The organism is Aquimarina amphilecti (genome assembly GCF_900109375.1).
Classification (GTDB): domain Bacteria; phylum Bacteroidota; class Bacteroidia; order Flavobacteriales; family Flavobacteriaceae; genus Aquimarina; species Aquimarina amphilecti.
On sequence record NZ_FOAB01000001.1, the window covers coordinates 75049 to 98259 of the forward strand.

23 protein-coding genes and 2 tRNA genes are annotated in these 23211 nt (G+C 31.8%); 19 read left to right on the forward strand and 6 right to left on the reverse strand.

Annotation, left to right across the window (positions count from 1 at the left end; all coding sequences use genetic code 11):
• Positions 1–21: 21 nt before the first annotated feature.
• The 3 genes from BMY33_RS00335 to tssO are packed head-to-tail and all read left to right on the forward strand — an operon-like array spanning position 22 to position 2745.
• On the forward strand, positions 22–1011 hold the full coding sequence (locus tag BMY33_RS00335; protein WP_091403918.1) for a PKD domain-containing protein: 990 nt from the start codon (positions 22–24) through the stop codon (positions 1009–1011).
• A gap of 33 nt (positions 1012–1044) precedes the next feature.
• A complete protein-coding gene (locus BMY33_RS00340; RefSeq protein ID WP_091403922.1) occupies positions 1045–2202 on the forward strand; it encodes a hypothetical protein in 1158 nt (385 codons plus the stop codon).
• 27 nt (positions 2203–2229) lie between these two features.
• A complete protein-coding gene (tssO, locus tag BMY33_RS00345) occupies positions 2230–2745 on the forward strand; it encodes a type VI secretion system TssO (RefSeq protein WP_091403924.1) in 516 nt (171 codons plus the stop codon).
• Positions 2746–2812: 67 nt separating this feature from the next.
• Here the strand turns inward: tssO and BMY33_RS00350 are convergent, their stop codons facing one another.
• Positions 2813–4621, reverse strand: coding sequence for a M61 family metallopeptidase (locus BMY33_RS00350; protein ID WP_091403928.1), 1809 nt, complete (start codon positions 4619–4621; stop codon positions 2813–2815).
• A gap of 394 nt (positions 4622–5015) precedes the next feature.
• Here BMY33_RS00350 and folE point away from each other — a divergent pair, with 394 nt between their 5' ends.
• The 9 genes from folE (at position 5016) to BMY33_RS00395 (ending at position 12108) form a co-directional block, all read left to right on the forward strand.
• Complete coding sequence (folE, locus tag BMY33_RS00355; protein WP_091403932.1) at positions 5016–5714, forward strand: GTP cyclohydrolase I FolE; 699 nt, start codon at positions 5016–5018, stop codon at positions 5712–5714.
• 39 nt (positions 5715–5753) lie between these two features.
• Positions 5754–6383 (forward strand): flavin reductase family protein, encoded by a 630-nt coding sequence (locus tag BMY33_RS00360; RefSeq protein WP_091403935.1) that lies wholly within the window; start codon positions 5754–5756, stop codon positions 6381–6383.
• Between the two features lie 3 nt (positions 6384–6386).
• Positions 6387–6806, forward strand: a complete 420-nt coding sequence (locus BMY33_RS00365) for a hypothetical protein (protein WP_091403938.1) — start codon at positions 6387–6389, stop codon at positions 6804–6806.
• Between the two features lie 149 nt (positions 6807–6955).
• A complete protein-coding gene (locus BMY33_RS00370; RefSeq protein WP_091403942.1) occupies positions 6956–7105 on the forward strand; it encodes a DUF2256 domain-containing protein in 150 nt (49 codons plus the stop codon).
• A gap of 11 nt (positions 7106–7116) precedes the next feature.
• Positions 7117–8418, forward strand: a complete 1302-nt coding sequence (locus BMY33_RS00375) for a DASH family cryptochrome (protein WP_091403947.1) — start codon at positions 7117–7119, stop codon at positions 8416–8418.
• A gap of 3 nt (positions 8419–8421) precedes the next feature.
• Positions 8422–9954 carry a cryptochrome/photolyase family protein gene (locus tag BMY33_RS00380; protein ID WP_091403950.1) on the forward strand — a complete coding sequence of 511 codons (1533 nt, stop codon included), beginning with the start codon at positions 8422–8424 and terminating at the stop codon, positions 9952–9954.
• Positions 9944–11422 carry a cryptochrome/deoxyribodipyrimidine photo-lyase family protein gene (locus BMY33_RS00385; RefSeq protein ID WP_091403953.1) on the forward strand — a complete coding sequence of 493 codons (1479 nt, stop codon included), beginning with the start codon at positions 9944–9946 and terminating at the stop codon, positions 11420–11422. The genes BMY33_RS00380 and BMY33_RS00385 overlap by 11 nt, the downstream gene beginning before the upstream one ends.
• A gap of 6 nt (positions 11423–11428) precedes the next feature.
• Positions 11429–11710, forward strand: a complete 282-nt coding sequence (locus BMY33_RS00390; protein ID WP_091403955.1) for a TIGR03643 family protein — start codon at positions 11429–11431, stop codon at positions 11708–11710.
• Positions 11710–12108, forward strand: coding sequence for a DUF2452 domain-containing protein (locus tag BMY33_RS00395; protein ID WP_091403958.1), 399 nt, complete (start codon positions 11710–11712; stop codon positions 12106–12108). The genes BMY33_RS00390 and BMY33_RS00395 overlap by 1 nt, the downstream gene beginning before the upstream one ends.
• A 140-nt stretch (positions 12109–12248) precedes the next feature.
• On the opposite strand, the gene BMY33_RS00400 is transcribed toward BMY33_RS00395, so the two are convergent.
• Positions 12249–12333, reverse strand: a tRNA-Ser gene (locus BMY33_RS00400).
• A gap of 170 nt (positions 12334–12503) precedes the next feature.
• Between BMY33_RS00400 and BMY33_RS00405 the strand changes: the two genes are divergently transcribed.
• Positions 12504–13550, forward strand: coding sequence for a M28 family metallopeptidase (locus BMY33_RS00405; RefSeq protein WP_091403961.1), 1047 nt, complete (start codon positions 12504–12506; stop codon positions 13548–13550).
• A 71-nt stretch (positions 13551–13621) separates the two neighbouring features.
• Here the strand turns inward: BMY33_RS00405 and BMY33_RS00410 are convergent.
• The 4 genes from BMY33_RS00410 to BMY33_RS00425 form a co-directional block, all read right to left on the reverse strand.
• A tRNA-His gene (locus tag BMY33_RS00410) sits at positions 13622–13697 on the reverse strand.
• 59 nt (positions 13698–13756) lie between these two features.
• Positions 13757–14473 (reverse strand): bacillithiol biosynthesis deacetylase BshB1, encoded by a 717-nt coding sequence (bshB1, locus tag BMY33_RS00415; protein WP_091403964.1) that lies wholly within the window; start codon positions 14471–14473, stop codon positions 13757–13759.
• A gap of 1 nt (position 14474) precedes the next feature.
• A complete protein-coding gene (locus BMY33_RS00420; protein WP_091403967.1) occupies positions 14475–15644 on the reverse strand; it encodes a trans-sulfuration enzyme family protein in 1170 nt (389 codons plus the stop codon).
• A 96-nt stretch (positions 15645–15740) separates the two neighbouring features.
• The gene (locus BMY33_RS00425) at positions 15741–17990 is read right to left on the reverse strand and encodes a tetratricopeptide repeat-containing hybrid sensor histidine kinase/response regulator (protein ID WP_091403969.1); all 2250 of its coding nucleotides are present in this window, start codon (positions 17988–17990) and stop codon (positions 15741–15743) included.
• A gap of 274 nt (positions 17991–18264) precedes the next feature.
• On the opposite strand from BMY33_RS00425, the gene BMY33_RS00430 reads away from it, so the two are divergent.
• The 6 genes from BMY33_RS00430 (at position 18265) to BMY33_RS00455 (ending at position 23181) form a co-directional block, all read left to right on the forward strand.
• Positions 18265–18903 (forward strand): peroxiredoxin, encoded by a 639-nt coding sequence (locus BMY33_RS00430; protein ID WP_091403974.1) that lies wholly within the window; start codon positions 18265–18267, stop codon positions 18901–18903.
• A 67-nt stretch (positions 18904–18970) separates the two neighbouring features.
• A complete protein-coding gene (locus BMY33_RS00435) occupies positions 18971–19285 on the forward strand; it encodes a thioredoxin family protein (RefSeq protein WP_091403978.1) in 315 nt (104 codons plus the stop codon).
• On the forward strand, positions 19266–19523 hold the full coding sequence (locus BMY33_RS00440) for a DUF6952 family protein (RefSeq protein ID WP_091403981.1): 258 nt from the start codon (positions 19266–19268) through the stop codon (positions 19521–19523). The genes BMY33_RS00435 and BMY33_RS00440 overlap by 20 nt, the downstream gene beginning before the upstream one ends.
• Before the next feature lie 232 nt (positions 19524–19755).
• Positions 19756–20256 (forward strand): thiol peroxidase, encoded by a 501-nt coding sequence (gene tpx, locus BMY33_RS00445; RefSeq protein ID WP_091403985.1) that lies wholly within the window; start codon positions 19756–19758, stop codon positions 20254–20256.
• An 8-nt stretch (positions 20257–20264) separates the two neighbouring features.
• A complete protein-coding gene (locus BMY33_RS00450; RefSeq protein WP_091403988.1) occupies positions 20265–20633 on the forward strand; it encodes a diacylglycerol kinase in 369 nt (122 codons plus the stop codon).
• Positions 20634–20700: 67 nt separating this feature from the next.
• Positions 20701–23181, forward strand: a complete 2481-nt coding sequence (locus tag BMY33_RS00455; protein WP_091403991.1) for an FtsK/SpoIIIE family DNA translocase — start codon at positions 20701–20703, stop codon at positions 23179–23181.
• Positions 23182–23211 lie beyond the last annotated feature (30 nt).

Here is a 23211-nt window from a genome sequence, read left to right on the forward strand (position 1 = left end):
TTATTTAGAAAACAATTAATAATGAAAACATCAAGTAAAACAACAAATTATCATTTAGATAAAAGTGTGATATTGTTTTTTGTAATAACAATATTAGTGACGGCAACAGTTTTTGCCTTTAAGTATGTAGATTATGTTCCTTGTGAGGTTATTGAATTTTCTTTTAAAGAAACAGAAATAAGGGTTGATGAGTCTATTGAATTTGAAGATAAAACTCTGGGTGCTTTAGAATGGAAATGGGATTTTGGTGATAGTACGGCTATAGATACCAGAAGAAAATTGTATCACACTTTTAAGAAGCCGGGAGAATATAACGTTTCATTAATTGTGAACGGGAAATGTCCTAAAATTCAAACAATTACGGTTTTAGAGAAAAAAGAAGTTTTAGACCCACTTAAGAAAGCTAAGTTTAAAATTTTGACTCCTAGAATTAGGGTTGGTGAGAAACTAAGGGTAGAGGATAATACGTTAAATGCTGAAACTTGGGAATGGAACTTTGAGAATGCTTTAGGAGGAACATCCAGAGAGAAAAGTCCTGAATATATATATAGTACAGAAGGAAAGAAAACGATTACGTTAATTGTTAACGGAGAACTTAAGTATTCTACTAAACAGACTATAGAGGTATTGCCAAAGAAAAAAGAAAAAATTCGTAAAGATGATATAGTAATAAGAGATGTATCTGTTATACCAGATGATCCTATTGGAGATGATCCAGTAGCGGATGATCCTAAGGATGAATTCAAAGCTCCTTTTATTAATGAAAAGTCATTTAAGTCTAAATTGATTTTAGTGTCTACAAAGAAGTTAACGGCTAAAGATTTTAAGGATTATTTATGTGGGAATTTGGATCTTCCAATTATCGTAAAGAAAAAACGAACTACTTTTATTGAATTTTGTGAAAAAATAAAAGGTAAAAGTATTGTTATAAAAGATTTAGATTTAACTCATGAAGATAATAACTGTATAAAGAACATTGTCATTGATTACCGGAAAACGAGTATATTTTAATTGAATGTTCTATAACAAGTATATTTTAAAAAGATGGAATTAAAAAATAAAAATCATCATCGTGTCAATTGGATTGATGGGATGAAGATTAATAAGAATCATTTTATTGAGGCTGATAATGCGTTTACCAATTTTTCTCAATTAATAGGTTCTAAGGATGTAAATGCTATAAATTATGGTTTATTACCTGATTTAGCAGGTGATGACGCCGTGGATATGGTTTTTTCCATGGACGGTCAGGATACAATAAAAATTCAGCTTAATAAGTGTAAAGCGATCACTAAGGGAGGTTATATTATTAATATTACACCAGAAATTTCTTCGGCATTAGAGCAGAAAGGAAGTATTATTAATACTGAATATAAGATTAACAGTGGGGAGGAAGAATGTTATATAGTTCTTAGTGTTGATCCTTATGGAAGAGTTCCTGTTGGTGATGCGGATCCAGAAGAAGAGCCTCCGAGACATCCATTTGTGTTGCCAGAGTACAGCCTTAACATAATCAATTTATCAGAAGCTAATGAAGAAGAGTTTGGTAAGCATCATATTACTATAGGAAGAATTGAATTTAATGATGGTGTTGCTTCTCTAGCAGAGGATTTTATTCCTCCTTGTGTGTCTATACAGAGTCATCAGGATTTACGATATATCTATACTGAAATACATACTTTTTTTAATGCGATAGAAAAGTATTCTATGAACATTATACAAAAGATTTATCAGAAGAAACAGTCTAATGAACTAGCTACGATGGTTTTAACCTTGACTCAGAATACATTACAGTATTTAGGGGGGATGTTGCCAGAATTTAGGCTATATGATAGGCATTTGCCGCCAGTTACTATGATTACTAAACTAATGTCTTTAGCAAGGGTAATCAAAAATAATATGGATATATATGTAGGAACTGGTAAAGAAGAGCTGTTAAATTATTTATCGGATTGGTGTGATTTAAATCAGGGAGCCTTCGAAAATGTTTTGATAGAAATGATGGATTTAGAATATCAACATACAGATATTAATAAAGCCTTGTATAATGTGTCTAGTTTTACGAAATTGATGCTCTCTTTGTTTAAGAAACTAAATGAGCTTGATTATATTGGAAAAAAATCAGATTCTAATATATTTGTGAAAGAAGAGGTGATCGCTAAACCTGATGTTAAGAATAGACGAAGCTTCTTATTAGATTAATGTGTAATTAAATATAATTTACGGAAAATGAAACCAAAAAACAGTAAAGAAAGAAGAAATAGTGTTTTAAAATTTGCCTTACTATTTTTATTTACAGCCGCATTAATTGTTACTGCATTCTTTTTTGATTTTGATAGAATACCTTTTAAAGAAAATGAAGTCTTACGAGAACGTACCGCAATTGTAGAAAAAGATGCAAAATTTCAGAAAGATTTTTCTAAAGGGATGTTTAAAATAGAAAAACTAATAGATTCTTTAGAAAGACCAGGTAAAGAAGATAATCTCTATTATATAAATAGAAATCTTGAATCAGAAATAGGGGATCTAAACGAAGCTATAGATCCAAATGATACTACATATAGATATAAAATGTATGTAAATATAGTAAGTTCGTATAGGCAGATCAAAGAGTTGAAAGCTCAGCTTGCTAAACAGAAAAAAGAATTTCAAGAGTTTGATGAATATAAAGCAGCTTTAGAAAAAGCTAGAGAACAGTTGGATAGAGCTAGGAGCGATCTTGATCGTTGTAGGGCTGCTCTTTAGTTGCTAAATATAAAAAAGTCGACAATAAACATTGTCGACTTTTTTATTTCTATAAGTCAAAAACAAATTATTTTGCTTTTAACCAATTCTCTCTTTTTAGTAAAGCTTTTTTACTTGGCTTAGAAAACTGTGTGATAATGACTTCAGGGTCAACACCAAATTTTACTAAAGCTTTTTTCTCAATACCAAGCCTTCTGTATATAAGTGTAGCTTTTTTACCAGGTTTATATTTGCTGATAACATCGTTGAATTGATCGATATCTGAAAAAGATTTATTATCGATCGCTACGATTACATCTCCTTTTGCTAAACCAATAGTGTAGGCAGGTGTTCCTTTTTTCACATATTTAGAAACCATTGCATTGTCGTCTTTGTCAAATGTAATATCCGCTCCTAAATATGCTTTTTTGCTATTTGTCTTAGGGTATATTGCAACAGATCCAAGTAGTTTTTTGAAATCAGGAGTTTGACTATCAAAAATGTATTTTTCAAAAAAGTCATCTGCAAAAGATTCTCCTGCATATTCTCTTAAAGTAAAGAATAAGTTTTCTATTGTATAAGGGATTTCAGTTTTTCCGTACTTTGTCCATACTAGTTTAAGGTAATCATCTAGATTCAGATCATCTTTATCTCTAAGAGATAAATCCAATGCAAGCCCTAGCATGCTTCCGTAAGAGTAGTAAGATATAAAGGTGTTACCTCTATTAGTTGGGTCTATGGATGTTGCTGCATCTACAAAAGGAGCTTGGTAGCTCATTTCGATCGGATTAAAATATTGTAGGGCAGGAGAGTTCCATACGTAGTTATATGTTTTACTTAATCCAGCAATGTATTGATCCTTAGTAATAATACCAGCTCTACATAAAATCAAATTTGTGTAGTAGCTAGTAAACCCTTCCGCAAACCATAACTCACCAGACATATTTGCATTTTCAAAATCAAAAGGTTCTAGTGATATCGGTCTAATACGTTCTACATTCCAAGCATGAAAAAATTCATGCGCTACTGTACCAATGTTTTTCTCCATACCTCCATCCGCAAGGCTTAAGGTGCTAGTTAAAACAGTAGAGTTTCTATGCTCCATTCCATCTCCTGAAACTTGAGGCATGTAGCTAGCTAGGAATGTATATTCTCCATAATCAAAATTTGGATAATCTCCGAAAACTGCTTTTTCTTGTTCTACAATGCTCTTTATTTGTTCAAAATATTGATCAGCTTCTTCTTCTGTACCTTGATGAAGTAAAGCTAGCTTTATAGTATATTCCGTTCCTCCAGAAGCTACTTTGAATTCTTTTACTGTATGATTGCTGATTTGTGCCGGACTATCCATAAAATACTGAAGGTTAGGTGCTAAAAATGCATTACCTCCTAGTGGAATCAATTGAGTTGCAACTTTCCAATTTAGATCTTCTCTTACCTGATATGTAACCTGTACGGGACGATCTTTTAATGTAGGAATATACATGAAAGTTGCTGGCATATTTAAATGTGCATGAGTTTCATCAATTTGAGAATATGTACCATCTCCTCTGTCAGCAAATAGGATGTATGAAACATTTAAAGTACCGTCATGACCAGAAACATCCCATTGGTATGGATTTGGTCTTGTAACAGTAACATCTTTTCCTTTGCTGTCTGTGATTTTAACATCGTAAACGTTTTTTGCAAACTCATGTAATGCATATCTACCAGGAGAGGTTCTGCTCATTCTTAGAGAGATTGTGCCACTTTCTAAATTGGTAAATACCGCATTAATCTGAGCTTCATGATGCACAGCATTTTCAAAAGAAATTTGGTATTCATTTCGTACTTGTGTATACCCTAATTGGATAACAAATAGAAAGAAAGTAAAAAGAAAAATTCGAAAAGATTTCATTAAAACGGTTTTTGGTTAAAAGATTCGTGCTTTTATTAGCGGCAAAAATAAAAATATTTTATTACCGACAGCAATCAGGGAAGTTCTAAATATTTATGGGGCTCTGAATTGAACTATACTTTCGTTTAGATTAAAACAGAATCCAAAAATACAACAAACTCTTAATTGGACAAATATTAGATAAGGAAATTAAAGGTTATGCCAAAACAGTAAGGATATTATTGTAATTCTTAGGTAAAAAATAAAACATATGTTAATTATTGTTTAACTAATAACGAAAATAGTTAAACAGTTTTGTAACTTTGAGAATGTAAATTATTACTTAAACGGAAAATGTTATATAAAATTTTTAAATCAAAATTTTATGCATTGCCAAAATACAATTATAAACTAGATGAAAGTAGGGATAGAAACATTGATGAATTCTAATGGGTATAATTTAAATGGATTTTCTATTGAAGAAATAGGAGATGATCATATAAGCACAGGGATGGAAACCCCTATGAGAAGAGATGCTTTTGATATATCTAATGATGAGAAAAAGAAAAAAATATCACATTTATTTAAGGAGATTATGGAGGTTATGGGGCTCGACCTTACAGACGATTCGTTGAAAGGTACTCCTGATCGCGTTGCAAAAATGTATATAGAAGAAATTTTTTCGGGATTAGATCCTAAAAATAAACCAAAAGTAGCATTATTCGATAATAAATATAAATACGAACAAATGCTAGTAGAAAAAAATATCACATTTTATTCTAATTGCGAACATCATTTTGTTCCAATAATTGGTAAGGCTCATATTGCTTATGTTTCTTCTGGTAAAGTGATTGGTTTGTCTAAATTAAATAGAATAGTACAATATTTCGCAAAGAGGCCACAAGTGCAAGAGCGGTTAACTAATCAAATTGCAATGGAGTTAAAACAAATTTTGCAAACGGAAGATATAGCTGTTATTATTGATGCGAAACATCTTTGTGTATCCTCAAGGGGGATTAAGGATGATACTTCTGCAACAGTTACCTCTTATTACGGCGGTGTTTTTAGAACATCCGATAAAATTACAGAGTTGCAGAATTACCTAAATAACTAGTAATAAAGTCTTAGTTGTATCCATAATTAGAAATTACACATGCATTATACAAAAGAACAGATTGAAAATATGGAGCGCGTAAAGCGCTTGAAAATTATAAATTCAGTTTCTGGGATAAAACCAGCAAATCTTATTGGCACAATCGATGATACCGGGAAAACAAATGTAGCAATATTTAGTTCTGTAGTGCATTTAGGAAGTGATCCTGCTCTTATGGGTTTTATTATGAGACCAATAGGAGAGGTGCCAAGGCATACGTATGAAAATATAATGCAAAATAAACAGTATACGATTAACCACATTCACCAATCGTTTGTTAAAAATGCCCATTATACTTCAGCTAAACTGGATAGGAATGATTCGGAATTCGAAAAATGTGGTTTAACAGAAGAATTTATCACAGATTTTAAAGCTCCTTTTGTAAGAGAAAGTAATCTTAAAGTTGGATTACAGTTTTTAGAGGCAATAGAAATTCCTCTTAATGGAACAATTCTAATGATAGGAGAGATAAAACACTTAATTCTTCCTGAAGAAATTATTACTGATCAATTAGATTTGGATTTAGGTTTAACGAATACAGTAGGTATATCTGGATTAAATACATATTATGCTTTGGAGAAAATTGAAGAGTTTCCTTACGCGAGAGCTTCAGAAATACCAAATTTTTAATAAATGGATCTTGGAATAATACAGTTGATCTTAGATTTTGGACTTTTGGTGTTGATCTTATTAGTACAATTAGTAGTTTATCCTAGTTTCAGATATTTTCAGATTGATGATTTATTAAAATGGCATCAAGCCTATACATTGCGTATCGGAATCGTTGTAGCGCCACTTATGATTGGGCAGTTAGTGATAGCTTTGATTAATGCTTTTGAAAGACCTATTATTTATAACTTCGTATATCTAATACTTGTTACAGGAGTTTGGGTTTTAACTTTTTCCAAGTTTGTCCCAATGCATAATCGTATTTCAAAAAAACTCGTAGATGATAAACTATTACATAATTTAATCAAGATTAATTGGTTGCGAACTTTTTTATGGTTAGTGATATTTTTGTTGAGTTTTATTCTCTATTTTTTCAATTCATAAATACTCGTGTTACCTTAGAGTGTTGATATAGTTCTTTGATTAGATGTAATTGCCAATATCCGGTGTATAAACGTTTTTATCTTGTTAAAATTCTAATATCATTATAATTTTGTTTAAGTATTTTGTAAATTTATTAAACAAAATAGAAAATGAAAAAATCTCATCTACCTACTAAAGTATGTAAAGTCTGTGAAAGGCCTTTTACCTGGAGGAAAAAATGGGAAAAAGTATGGGAAGAAGTACAGTATTGTAGCAATAGATGTAGGAATAATAAGAACCGACAAAAGAACTTTTCTTAGGAATTGATTATATGATAAAAACAGGACTTGTATGGTTTAGAAATGATCTTAGAGTTAGCGATAATGCTTCGTTGACTAAAGCTACATCTAGTAATGATAAAGTTATTGCTGTATTTTGTTTTGATCCAAGGTTGTTTAAGTTAAATAAATATGGTTTTAAAAAAACTGAAAAATACAGAGCTAGGTTCCTTATTGAAAGTATCACCGAATTAAGAGAAAATTTAGCTAAACTTAATGTCACTTTGCTTACCTATTATAATCCTCCAGAACAAATTATTCCAGAAGTTATAAAAGACTATAATGTAGATGCCGTATATCTCCAAAAAGAATGGACTACGGAAGAAGTGACTGTTTTAGAGGCTGCAAGAGATAATACAAATAAACCAGATTTGGAGTGGGTTGAATCTTACGATCAATTTCTTTATCATCCAGATGATATTCCTTTTGCAATAAATGAAATACCAAAAATTTTTACTGTTTTTAGAAAACAATGCGAGAAACTAGCAAAGGTACGATCAGAAATTTCGATTACTTCTATGGCTATTGATAATGTGTTAGAAAATCCAACTAGTATTCCATCTTTAAGAACACTTGGGTTTGATGAGTTTGAAATAGACTCCCGAACTGCATTTCCTTTTGAGGGAGGAGAAAGTAAAGGATTGTTAAGAATTGAAGATTATTTTTGGAAGACTAATAAAATATCATTTTATAAAAAAACAAGAAATGGATTATTGGGTACTGGGTATAGCTCAAAATTATCTGCTTGGTTAGCGAATGGATCAATTTCTGCCCGTACTATCTATTATCAGTTATTGGATTATGAAAAGAAAGTTCAGAAAAACCAAAGTACTTATTGGTTGATTTTTGAACTTATTTGGAGGGATTTTTTCAAGTATGTTTCTCTTAAGCATGGTAATGATCTTTTTAAGTTAGAGGGAATTCTTTATAAAGAATATTCTTGGTTAGAAGATATGGATAGTATTAATCAATGGATTCTGGGACAGACTAATGAGCCATTTGTAAATGCTAATATGATCGAACTTCATAATACAGGATGGATGAGTAATCGTGGTAGGCAAAATGTAGCTTCTTATTTTGCAAAAGAACTGGGATTAGATTGGAGAATTGGAGCTGCGTATTTTGAGTCTTTGCTTATTGATTATGATGTGCATAGTAATTATGGTAACTGGCAATATGTTTCGGGAGTTGGTAATGATCCAAGAGATAGGAAGTTTAATGTTAAGTTACAATCAGAACGATATGACCCGCAACAGAAATTTGAAAACCTTTGGTTACAACAAACCTTATTTTAGTATATGAAACTACGCTTATTACTTGGCGATCAATTAAATTATAATCACTCCTGGTTTAGCGATGAGAAAGAGGATGTTTGTTATTTTATGGCAGAAATGCGACAGGAAACTGATTATACACAACATCATATTCAGAAGGTTGTAGGTTTTTTTCAGAGTATGAGAAACTTCGCTTCTTGGTTAAGAAATAATAAGTTTACTATTGTTTATTACGAATTAGATCATGGAAATAATAAACAAAGTTTAGTTGAGAATTTAAAAGAAATAATAGTTGAGAAGAATATAACAAAGTTTGAATATCAACTTCCGGACGAATATAGATTGGATACTCAATTAAAAAACTTTTGCAACGAATTGTCTATAGAAACAAAGGTTTTTGATACGGAACACTTTTTAACTTCGAGAGAAGATCTATTGATTTTTTTTAAAGGTAAAAAACAATATATGATGGAATACTTTTATCGTGATATGCGAAAGAAGTATGATGTTCTAATGATTACAAAGAAAGATCCAGAAGGAGGAAAATGGAATTTTGATCAAAGCAATAGAAAAAAATGGACGGGAAATCCTAAGATTCCGGGAAAGAAAGATTTTTATAAAAATGTTAGTGATCTGGTGGAGCTTATCCAAAAATCTGAGGTTAATACTATAGGTAATATAGATTCAAAGGAATTTAATTGGCCAACATCGAGAGAGGACTGTTTGTCTCTTTTGACGTATTTCTGCGAAAACCTGTTGGTATATTTCGGAGATTATCAAGATGCAATGCATCCTAATGAAAAGTATTTATTTCATAGTAGGCTTTCCTTTGCAATGAATACCAAAATGCTTCATCCAATGGAAGTGATTTCCAAAACAATAGAATATTGGAGAGAAAACAAAAATGAAATAGATATATCTCAGGTAGAAGGATTTATTCGTCAAATTCTTGGCTGGAGAGAGTATATGCGTGGAATGTATTGGGCAAAAATGCCTGATTATAAGAATCTTAATAAGTTGGATAATCATAACCGCCTTCCTTCATTTTATTGGACAGGAGAAACTAAGATGAATTGTATGCGTTCTGCAATTAAACAAAGCCTTGATGATGCTTATGCACATCATATACAGCGATTAATGATTACCGGTAATTATGCTTTATTAACAATGACAGATCCGGATGAGGTTGATCAATGGTACTTAGGTGTTTATATTGATGCTATCGAGTGGGTAGAGATTACAAATACTCGTGGAATGAGTCAATTCGCAGATGGAGGATTGGTGGCAACAAAACCATATGTATCTAGTGGTAGTTATATTAATAAAATGAGCAGTTATTGTAAAGGTTGTCATTATAAAGTCTCAAAAAAACACGAAGAAGATGCTTGTCCATTTAATGCGTTATACTGGAATTTTTTAGATGAAAAACAATCATATTTTAAAAATAATCAACGAATGTCCATGATGCTTAATTTGTTACATAAAATGGATAAGGAGAAATTATACAAACTGAAGGAAAAAGCTAATCATATTATAGAAAACCCCAATGAATACTGATAAAGAACATGTTAATATAGTTTGGTTTAAACGTGACTTGAGATTACAAGATAATGAAGCGGTGTATAATGCTATAAATGCAGTTAATCCAACATTGTTATTATATGTTTTCGAGAATTCGCTTAAAGAAGATAAGCATTATAGTGAACGCCATTGGGATTTTATAAAACAATCGTTAGATGATATAAATAATCAGTTAAAGGTTTATAATACAAAGGTATTGTGTGTGTCTTCTGAGGTTATTCATGCTATTGGAACTTTACAACAATTCTGGAAAATCGATCAAGTGTTTTCTCATCAAGAAACCGGTATCCGGTTAACGTATGAAAGAGATAAAGCATTTTCTAGGTTTTGTAAAAATAATTTAATCCAGTGGGTAGAAAACACAAACAATGGCATACATAGAGGTTTGAAAAACAGAGAGAATTGGAGAGAGGATTGTGAACATTATATGAATCAACAGCCGTTTATGTTTGATCCAAATCCAAATAGTTTTATTACTATTAAAAAGATCTTAGAGCTTGAGAAGATTTTTAATGTGGTTAGTTTAAATACTTCCTTAGCTAATAATTTTCAACAAGGTGGAACAACAAAAGGGTATGAATATCTAACCTCTTTTTTTAAAGGTCGTTATAAAAATTATAGTTTTCATATTTCAAAACCAGAATTGGCTCGTAGAGGATGTAGTCGACTATCTCCGTATTTAGCATGGGGAAATCTTTCAATTCGTCAGGTTTGGCAATATGCAGTTCAACGAAGAGAAGTGTTAGATAATAAAAAACAGATTGACGCTTTCACATCTAGACTACAATGGCAGGTGCACTTTGTTCAAAAGTTCGAAATGGAGGATATTATGGAGTTTGAGAGTATTAACAAAGGATATCGAAAATTAAAGAAACAAATTTCTGATGCATATCAATTAGCTTGGAAGGAAGGAAAAACAGGATATCCCTTGGTTGATGCTTGTATGCGCTGCTTGAAGGAAACAGGGTACATTAATTTTAGAATGCGCGCTTTGGTAGTTTCCTTTTTTACACATAATCTTTGGCAACCATGGCAAAATGCAAGTGCACATTTATCGAGTATGTTCTTGGATTTTGAACCTGGTATTCATTTTCCTCAATTGCAGATGCAGGCTGGTGAAACTGGAATTAACACACTTAGGATATACAATCCAGTTAAAAATAGTATAGAGCATGATCCGGAAGGAATCTTTATAAAAAAGTGGGTTCCAGAGCTAAAAAATGTTCCATTGGCTTACATTCATGAACCTCATAAAATGCCTCCAATGGAGCAACAGTTTAATAATTTTGTATTAGGAGAAGACTATCCTTTTCCAATAGTCGATATGGATACCACTAGGAGAAGAGCAAGTGATACTTTATGGAATATGAAGGATGATGCTTTAGTGAAAAAAGAAGGGTATAGAATTTTAAAGAAACATACATTACCGAATAGAAAAATTTAAAAAAAAATGCAAAAAAATTTAACAATACGTGATGTCGATAGAATTATAGAGATGGCTTGGGAGGATAGAACTCCTTTTGATGCAATTCTTATGCAGTTTGGATTAAAGGAGCAAGAAGTGATTACTTTAATGCGAAATGAAATGAAGCCATCTAGTTTTAGGATGTGGCGTAAAAGAGTGCAAGGGAGAAAAACAAAACATCTTAAAAAACGTACTTTTGAAGATGGAAGATTTAAATGTTCGAGACAAAAACAGATTACCCATAATAAAATTTCAAAACGATACTAATGAGTGATAAAAAACCGGATCAGGTAGTTTATAATGAAGATGAAAAAAAGTATGATGCTGCGTTAAAACCATACGCAACAGGAGTAGGTGCTCCTATTATAACAATCCCAGATACTGTAGCCTGGAAAAACACCAACGTTCATAAGGTGAATAAACAGGTAAAGGCAAAGTATGATGAGTTAAAAGCCCAATATGATACTTTAATGGAACAGTTTGAGTATAATAATTTAATTTATAATGCTAAGTTTACTTTTGAGCCAATTGTAGGAGAAATTTATCATTTGTATAGAAATAAAAAAGAAGAATCGTTTTTATCAATAATAGCGCCATCAGAGTGTAGTTTTGATCATTTGGGAACTTTTAGGCTTAATGCTGATAAAATGTGGGAACAGTTGTAGTAATTGTCAGGTCAAGGGTATTTAAAGAAAGAATTTCATAGTTTTTATGAATACCTACTAATAAAAAACATCTTTCTGTCAACGATTTTATCAACTAAAAAAGAAAAGCCTTGTGAATCAAAAGATTACAAGGCTTTTTGCGGAGAAAGAGGGATTCGAACCCCCGGAGGTGTGACCCTCAACAGTTTTCAAGACTGCCGCATTCGACCACTCTGCCATTTCTCCAGTGTTTAGTCTCATCAGGTATTCCCTGAATGCGGGTGCAAATATAGTACCTTTTTTCAATTCTAAAAAAAAAATACAAAATAATTTCAGGATATTTCTTTTAAGAAAATATTCACTATTTGATCTCTCTCTAAATCTGTATATTGCATGGAGTTATAAAAAAGAATTAAATGAAAAATATTATAGTTGTATTTGGTGTGCTACTACTGCTATACTCGTGTGGTAGTTCACAAAAATCATCAAATACAGATGGCTCCAATTCTAAAGAAGTTAAGTTAGATGTAACATCGTATGCAGAGACTATTACTTCAGGGGAACTTAAGGATTATTTATTTACGTTTGCCGACGATAAATTTGAAGGAAGGGATACTGGAGAGCCAGGACAAAAGAAAGCTGCAGAATTCTTAAAAGAACAATATAAACGAATGGGTATTTCTTCTCCATTAGGTGACGATGATTATTATCAAGAAATACCTGAAAGTTATTTTAGAGGAGGTATCAAATCCTCAGAAAATGTATTAGCGTATATAAAAGGAGTAGAGAAGCCGAATGAAATAGTGGTAATATCTGCTCATTACGATCATGTTGGTGTTGATAGTGATGGGAATGTATATAATGGAGCAGATGATGATGGTTCGGGAACTGTAAGTATATTAGAGATTGCTGAGGCATTTGCCAAAGCGGCTGAAAACGGGCAAGGACCTAAAAGATCTATTCTGTTTTTGCATGTAACAGGAGAGGAAAAAGGTTTATATGGATCAAAGTTTTATACAGAAAATCCAATTTTTCCTTTAGAAAATACCGTTACAAACCTTAATATTGATATGATAGGAAGGATTGATAAGGATCATGAAGAGAAGGATAAGAATGATTACATTTATTTAATAGGAAGTGATAGGTTAAGTACTGAATTGCACAATATAAGTGAAGAAGTAAACAATGAATATACTAAGTTGAATTTGGATTACACGTATAATGCAAAAGATGATCCTAATAGATTCTATTATAGAAGTGATCATTATAATTTTGCAAAAAACAATATTCCTATAATATTTTACTTTAATGGGGTTCACGAAGATTATCATAAACCTACAGACACTCCAGACAAAATTGAATATGAGCTTATGACCAAAAGGGCACAATTAGTTTTTTATACAGCTTGGGAAGTAGCAAATAGAGAAAAAAGACTTATAGTCGATGGTATAGGAAAAGAATGATTTATTTTTAAACGAAACTGTTTGAAAACAAAAGACTCTGTACATAAATACAGAGTCTTTTTTTTTTAAAAGGGTGGAAGATCGGTTTCGAACCGACGACCTCCTGAACCACAATCAGGCGCTCTAACCAACTGAGCTACAACCACCATTTAATTTCGGCTGCAAAAATAAGGTATTTCTTGCTTTCCGCAAAAGAAAAAATGAAATTAAATTAAGTCAAAAATGGAATTCACTGCGGGATAGCGTTCTACAGTATACCCTTCAGCGTATTCAACTCCTATTATTCTTCCTAAATCTGCTGCTCGATAACGAATACTTTCTTTAAAATTTTTACTAGAAATAGGTGTAGAAGGCGCATCGCTTTTGGCATCATAAAACTGAGTTTTATAGGCCATAACGCTTTCCATTTTTTTACCCATATAACCACTAACATCTACAACAAAATCTGGTTCGATAATTTGCCATTGAATATAATGATATACTTTTTTAGGTCTCCAGGCTTCTTGTTTTTTACCATCAATAGAAGTTTCTATTTTACGTAAGCCAGATAAGAAACAAGCGTCACTAACTAGTTGGCTTCCTTTTCCATGATCGATATGTCGATCCTTAATTGCATTACAAAGAACTATTTCTGGGCGATATTTTCTTAATATTTCAATGATAGCTAATTGGTGAGCTTCATCATTTTTAAAAAAACCATCTCTAAAACCTAAATTCTCTCTAACAGAAACTCCTAGGATATTAGCAGCATCTTTTGCTTCTTGATCTCGTGTTTCTGGAGTACCTCTCGTGCCAAGTTCACCTCTTGTAAGGTCTAGTATTCCAACTTTTTTTCCGTTGTCTACTTCCTTCGCAACAGTGCCTGAGCAACTTAATTCCACATCATCTGGATGTGCTCCAATAGCTAGAATGTCTAATTTCATTTTATTGCTCAAGTTCTAAAATCTTTATTTTATGTAATGCTTGTTCTATGTCGATAATAAGGTCTTCAGTTTCTTCAATACCGACACTAAAACGAAGTAAGCCATTATTGATTCCTTGATGTTTTCTTTCTTCTTCCGTTAATAAAGCATGGGATGTTAGGGTAGGAGATAGAATAGTACTCTCTACTCCAGCGAGACTCATAGAACTTTTGATTAGTCTTAATTCTTTTTGAAACTTGCTAGCGTCAAGTCCTTCTTTTAATTCAAAAGAGAGCATTCCTCCAAATCCTTTCATTTGACTTTTCGCCAATTGATAATCTGGATGGGATTTCAATCCAGGATAGTAAACAGCCTGTATGTCATCATGTTTTTCTAGCCATTTTGCCATCTTCTTGGCATTCTTATTTTGCTGTTTTACACGTAGTCCTAATGTTTTAATACTTCTTTCTAACATCCAAACTGTAAAATCACTTAAACTACCTCCCAAGTTTTTTGCGAGGTGAAAAATTTGTTCCATATTCTCTTCGGATGAAACAACTGCTCCTGCTAAAATATCGCTATGACCTCCTAAGTATTTAGTGGCGGAATGTATTACAACATCAATCCCTAACTCGATTGGATTTTGGTTTACAGGAGAAGCAAAGGTGTTGTCAATCATAGTTACTATTCCTTTTTTCTTCGCTAGTACTGATATTGCTTTTATATCGGTTATAGTCAAAAGTGGGTTAGAAGGAGTTTCGATATAAATAACTTTAGTATTTTCTTTTATTTTTTCTTCAAAACCATTAACGTCTTGATTATCAACAAAAGAATATTCTATACCATATTTGCTAAATTCCTCATTTACTAGATTTGCAGTTCCGCCATATAGCGTCCTCTGTAGAACTATATGATCTCCTTTTTGTAAAAATGCTAACAAAGCGGTACTTATTGCGGCCATACCACTTCCGAAAATTAAAGAAGCTTCTCCTTTTTCTAGTTGTGCGATTTTTTTACAAAGCGCTTCTTGATTAGGAGTGTTAAAGTAACGAGGGTATCTTTTTATATCTACGTCTTCAAAAGCATACGAAGTAGATAAATAAATAGGAGATATTGCACCTTTGAATTGTTTGTCTTCAATTTCTCCAACGTGAGTACATATGGTGTTAAAACCTTTGTTTTTTGAGTTCATGTCGTATAGTAAGCTTGAATTTTTGCTCTAAAATAATATATTCAAGAATAAAAAGAATAAGCTTTAACAGAATAAATAGTAGATACTAATTGAAATCTAACTGATGTATTTTACTTTAGAAATATTCTTCATTATGGTTTGGAAGAATTGTTGAGTATCATAAGGTTTTATGATTACATCGTTCATACCTACAGATAAGGCCTGATCTCTTATTTCACCTTCTTCTACTGCCGTAAGTGCTATAATAGGAATATGAGAATTAAAAGTTCTGATCACTGTCGTTGCATCTAATCCATTCATTTCTGGCATGTTAATATCCATTAAGATTAAATCGAAACTTTCACTTTTTACCATATCTATGGCATCCATACCATTACTGGCTAGGTTACAGGTGTATCCTTTTTTCTTTAATATATTTTGAGTAACGATTTGATTGATTTTATTATCATCTACAATTAAAATATTAAAGTTAGTAGTACCGATACTGATTGTTTCACCAGTTTGCGAAGCGATATCTTGTTCTTTTACAGCTTTTTCATAGCTTAGATCAAATGTGAATTCTGATCCAACTCCTTCTTCACTATTAATTAAAATTTCACTGTTATGTAGATGAATTAATTTTTTCACAATTGCTAAGCCCAAACCTGTACCTTCGTATTCTTGATTTTGATTTTTTACCTGAGCAAAATTATCAAAAATAGTTGCTTGTTTACTTTCAGGGATTCCTATACCATCATCCTTTATAATAAAACGTAGTTTGTGGATATCACCTTCTAATCCTAAACTCTTTACTTTGATCCAAATATTACCATTATTGGTGAATTTAAGAGCGTTACCAATCAAGTTGATTAATATTTGAGATAATCTTACGGAATCTCCAAGTAGGGTACTCTTGATATTTTTGTCAATATCAATATGAACAGTATTACTATTGTGCTTTTGTTTAGAATGTAAAGAATTTACAATTCCTTCAACAAGAGACCTTATATCAAAAGAAACTTTTTCTAACTTTACTTCATTAGTTTCAATCTTACTTAATTGTAATACATCATTAATTAAGGCGAGTAAATAATCTCCTGAAAATTTAAGTGACTCTAGGTATTCGTTTTTCTTTTTTTCTTCAGGATGTTCCATTAATAAAGAAGTAAGACCAATAACTCCATAAAGAGGAGTTCTTAATTCATGACTTACCGTAGATATAAACTGAGACTTTAAAGTAGAAACTTGTTCAGCGGTCTCTTTAGCATTAACTAATTCTTTATTCTTTTCAATTAGATCATTGTTTAGCTTTTTCTTTTGCAAATTATTTTTATATGCACTAATTAAAAATGCTAGAGATATTAATATAAGGACAACACCAAGAATTGTGATAATATGCCATTTTATTTCTTTAGAGTAGTTTTTAGCATCTTTTTTATTAGCTTGTTCTACTTGATCTTTCATTTGATCAACATTATTCTCTATGATGGCTTTTTGTAATTCTATTTCCTTGATAAAATCTTTTGATTTAGAAATGTGTTCGTAATGTTTTTCTAAAAAAACGGTTGCTAATTCAAATTCTTTTTGAGATTTATAGACCTTATATTTAGTATGATAAGCTGTGGCAAGCTGAACGTGAAAGCTAGATATAAGTCTTTTGTTTTTGTCAGTCTTATGAATTTCGATTTCTTCCTCAGCAAAACCTATTGCATTATCAATATGTTCGTTTGCCCGTTCATACCTTCTTACACGTAAAAAGTACTTTCCGAGTAAATTACTTAACTTAATTTTTTGTGGACTTTCGATATTCAGCTCAGAACCAATTATCGCTCTCACTTTCGTTAGGTATCCATCACTAGTTTTATAGTCATTATTGTCTATATAATGCTCGGCTAGGTTCAATAGAGGTGTTACCATTTTCACGGTATCCTTTATTCCTTTAGCGATATCATGACTTTGTTTAAAACGTTTTATACCTTTATATTTCGTTTCATCGTGTTTAATATATAAAGTACCTAGACTATTTACTAGTTTGGCTTTTAGTTTACTGCTTTTTGCACTGGCAGCATATGTTAATGCAGTAATGTAATTGGTGATAGCTTCGCTTTCTTGTTCGTTTAATTCGTGAATCTGAGCGATTAAATCATATATCTTAGCTAAACTTTTATCATCGTTATTATACTTAGCGCTTTTGAGGGCAGCATTTGCTTTTTCTAACGCTTGCTGATATTTATATTCTTCTAAGAATTCTTCGGCTCTTTCAATATATAATTGAATGCTATCCGAATCTAGTATAGATTGGGCAAAAGTGTTTACAGAAGAAAACACTAAAAATGCGAATACTGTATGTCTAATAAAGTTCTTCAACTTTTAAATTTATAGGCTAAGTTTACTTAGCGAAAATACAAAAATAGATCTAACAAAGTGTAAATCATCGTGTAAAAAGGACAATTTATCCGTAATTTATGTAAGGTATTTTCTTTTTTTGTAGGAATATTTGTTGATCAATGAAGGAATTGTAATGTATTAGAAAAAACTATCAACGTATAGAAAATTAAAATTACCTCATTATATATGTTCAGTAATGAGATGTATATTTGCCACTTCAAAAATTAATTAATCACATTTTAAAAAACAAAAAATGGCATTTGTAGGTAAAAAATTCCCGAATTTAAACGTTGATGCAATGAACGATATGGGAGATACTTTCAAACTTAACGTATTGGAAGAAGCTAAAAACAATAACAAGAAAGTAATATTGTTTTGGTACCCAAAGGATTTTACTTTTGTATGTCCAACAGAATTACATGCTTTTCAAGAAGCGATAGCTGAATTTGAAAAAAGGAATACAATCGTTATAGGAGCTTCTTGTGACACTCCAGAAGTTCATTTCGCTTGGTTAAATACATCTAAGGATAATGGAGGTATAGAAGGTGTAACATATCCAATTTTAGCAGATTCTAATCGTAACCTTTCTAGTACTTTAGGAATTTTAGACGTTACTAATGAAACTTATAATGAAGAAACTGGTGTTGTAACTGTAGACGGAGATAACGTAACTTATAGAGCTACCTATTTAATCGATGAAGAAGGAACAGTTTTTCATGAAGGAATAAATCATATGCCTGTTGGAAGAAATGTAGCTGAGTTTTTGAGATTGATTGATGCGTACGCTCATGTTCAAAAAAATGGCGAAGTATGTCCTGCAAATTGGGAAGAAGGAAAAGATGCTATGTCAGCTAATAGAGATGGAGTAGCTTCTTACTTAGCTTCTCACTAAGAAATAATTATTTATAAACTTCTCTAAAGTCTATACTTTAGAGAAGTTCCTTTTTATTTTATGAATTATGATTCAAGAGTTAACGACAGATAACCTTTCTGAGGTAATAAAAGATAATACTACAGTAGTAGTGCAGTATTCTGCAACTTGGTGTGGAAACTGTAGAATAATGAAGCCTAAATTTAAAAAATTAGCTTCAGAAAAGAATGATACTGCATTCGTTATAGTGGATGCCGAAAAAAACCCTGAATCAAGGAAAATGGCTACTGTGGATAACCTTCCAACGTTTGCTACTTTTAAAAATGGAGTTTTCGTAAATCAAGTGCAGACAAATAAGTTTGACATTCTAAAAGAACTAGTAGATGAAGTTGCCAATAATTAAACACCTTACTTCTTTTATTGAGGAGAATGATGAAGATTTTGTTGTAGAAACAATTGAAACATTAGAAATGCTTACGGAAGTTCCTTCTTTAAAAGATCAAGAACTAGATGTGATAGGGGAGTTGATTTCTAATATGTACGGAGCTATCGAAGTGAATAAAATGATTAAGGATGGTACTCCTAAAAAAGAGGCATTAAATAATTTTATGCAGCGAGTTATGGGGTCGATAGATTCTTAATAAAAGAATTGCTTTAAAAATATAAAAACCCCACTTGTCATTTGACAAGTGGGGTTTTTATATAGTTTAGTAATGTTAAATATATTGGTTTTTCTAATAGCTATTAAATGTTTGTGTTACTATAAAAACAATTATTAAGTTTAAAACCCTAAAAATTTTTTTATTTCTCTTGTTATGTGTAAACTTGAAGTAAAATAAACCCATCTATTTATTTAGATAAAAAAACACAAAAATGGCGGCAATAACATTAGGCGGAAACGCAATACATACAAATGGAGATTTACCTAAAGTAGGCGAAGCGGCTCCAGATTTTGAACTAGTAAACACGGATTTATCAGTATCTAAACTTTCAGATTATAAAGGATCAAGAGTTGTTTTAAATATTTTCCCATCAATAGACACGGGAGTTTGTGCTGCTTCAGTAAGACAATTTAATAAAGAGGCAAGTAACTTATCAAATACTAAAGTTCTTTGTGTATCTCGAGATTTACCATTTGCACAAGCTAGATTCTGTGGAGCAGAAGGATTAGAAAATGTAGTTAATCATTCTGATTTCAGAGATGGTAAGTTTGGAAAAGATTATGGATTAGAAATCGTTGATGGCCCGATGAAAGGACTTCATTCAAGAGCTGTGGTTGTTGTTGATCAAGAAGGTGTTGTAACGTACGCAGAACAAGTTCCGGAGATTGCTCAAGAACCAAATTATACTGAGGCTATAAAAACATTAGCGTAATACCAATTATGAGTAAATTCTCAACTTTTATTATTGGTAGGTTCCGTGGTTGTGGATATGCTATAAAAGGAGCATTGATACTTATAAAAACAGAACCAAGTATACAAGTACAGGCTGTTATTGCAATTGTAATGACAGCCCTTGGCTTTTACAAGAATATTACAGGTGTAGAATGGATATTACAAACTTTTGCAATTGGTCTTGTGATGAGTATTGAGGGAGTGAATACTGCTATAGAAGCAATTGCAGATTTTATACACCCTGATTTTCATAATAAAATTGGATTTATTAAGGATATAGCGGCAGGAGCCGTCTTTATAGCCGCAATAACAGCTGTTATTATCGGTTGTGTTATTTACTTTCCGTATTTATTCTAGAAAATTTTTTTTCCATTTTTACGTTCCAATATAGATATTCGTATTTTTGCGATAACACATCCAAAAAATGGCAAAAAAAAAGGTAACAACAAAAAGGAAAACTTCAAAAAAACCTAAAACTCCTTTAAAAGAAAGACTAACATTATCCAGACAGCAAAAAGTTATTTTGGGTAGTTTCTTGTTTTTTTTAGGGATTGCATTATTCTTTGCATTTATATCTTTTTTCTTTAATTGGAAAATAGATCAAAGCGAGATATCGCAGTTTCCGAATAGAACTTCATCTGCAAAAAATTGGTTGAGTATTTCTGGAGCAAAAGTGAGTGACTTTTTTATTTTTAGAGGTTTTGGTATTTCGGCGATAATTATTCCAGTGTTAATTTCATTAACCGGTGTGTATTTGTTTTTTGATTTGAACAAAAAGAAGCTTGCTGGATTTTGGTTTTGGGGAACTCTAGTGATGCTATGGATTTCAGTGATTTTTGGTTTTGTACAAAAAGAAAGCGGATTGTTTGCTGGAGTTATAGGATATGAAGTTAATGATTTAATGCAGGACTATATTGGATTTATTGGAACTGTATTAGTTCTTGCATTTTTTGCTATTGTTTATATTGTTGTCCGTTTAAGATATACACCAGAAAAGATTTCAGCTTCTTTAAGAAAAACTCAAACCGAGATCACTAAAGATTATGAATCTGCTAAAAAGATTAATGGTTCGAAGGCAAAAAGAAATGAAAATAAGGAAGTAATAACAGACAAAGAAAACTTATCTGCGGGGGACACTAAAGATCTTTCAGTAGATACTCCGGTATTAGAAAAGGTTACAGAAAAAGTAGCCAAAGAAATTAATAAAGCTACAAATTCTACTAAAAGAACTGTAAATGAATTTTTTGGTAATCCAGAAAATCAATCTGATGATGTTCCTGAAAAACTAATTATCAAGTCAGAAGATAATCCTGATGACCTTGCTATGGAAGTGGAGACTGTGGTAGAGGAAGAGGAAGTAGAAAATCTAAGCGCTAAATTAGTAAAAGACTTTGGAGAGTTTGATCCAAAATTAGAGCTTGGTAATTATAAGTACCCAACAATTGAATTGTTAAAGGATTATTCAATTCAGAATGGAGGAATAACGATTGATCAAGGTGAGTTAGAAGAAAATAAAAATCGTATTGTAGAAACATTAAAAAACTACAAGATAGAAATTGCTCAGATTAAAGCTACTGTTGGTCCTACGGTTACATTATATGAGATAGTGCCCGAAGCTGGTATTCGTATTTCGAAAATTAAAAATTTGGAAGATGATATAGCTCTTTCCTTGGCAGCTTTAGGGATTAGAATTATAGCGCCAATTCCTGGTAAAGGAACTATAGGTATTGAAGTTCCTAATAAAAAATCAACTATCGTTTCTATGCGATCGGCAATTGCTTCGTCTAAATTTCAGGGAGCAGAGATGGAGCTTCCTTTATCTTTAGGTAAAACGATTTCTAATGAGACATTTGTTGTCGATTTAGCAAAGATGCCTCACTTATTAATGGCAGGAGCAACTGGACAAGGTAAATCAGTAGGTTTAAATGCTATTTTAACATCTCTTTTGTACAAAAAGCATCCAGCAGAAGTTAAGTTCGTTTTAGTAGATCCTAAAAAGGTGGAACTTACATTGTTTAACAAAATAGAACGTCATTATTTAGCTAAATTACCAGATGCAGAAGAGGCAATCATAACGGATAATAATAAAGTAATTAATACTTTAAATTCTCTTTGTATAGAAATGGATGCTCGATACGATTTGCTAAAAAATGCAATGGTTCGTAATATTAAAGAGTATAATACTAAGTTTAGAGCAAGAAAGCTAAATCCAGAAAATGGGCACAAATTTTTACCATATATAGTTCTTGTTGTAGATGAGTTTGCGGATCTTATAATGACTGCTGGTAAAGAGGTAGAAACACCAATTGCTAGATTAGCGCAATTGGCAAGGGCTATTGGAATACATTTAATAATTGCAACTCAAAGGCCTTCCGTAAATGTAATTACCGGTATGATTAAAGCGAATTTTCCAGCAAGAATTGCTTTTAGAGTAACATCTAAAATTGATTCTCGAACTATTTTAGATACTGGTGGAGCGGATCAATTGATTGGTAGAGGAGATATGTTATATACGCAAGGTAATGATCTAGTTAGGATTCAATGTGCTTTTGTGGATACTCCTGAAGTAGAGAGGATTACAGAGTATATTGGTGGCCAAAAAGCCTATCCAGATGCCTATTTATTACCAGAATATTCTGGAGAAGAAAGTGGCACAAGTCTTGATATAGATGTAAAAGATAGAGATAAACTTTTTAATGAAGCTGCAGAAGTTATTGTCACAGCACAACAAGGTTCGGCGTCTTTATTACAAAGAAAACTTAAATTAGGTTATAACCGAGCAGGAAGATTAATTGATCAATTAGAAGCAGCTGGTATTGTTGGTCCTTTTGAGGGGAGCAAAGCAAGACAAGTTTTAGTAACAGATTTAATTGCTCTCAAGCAACTATTGGATGCTGAAAAGTAATTAAATTATATAAAAGAGTTTTTAAATACA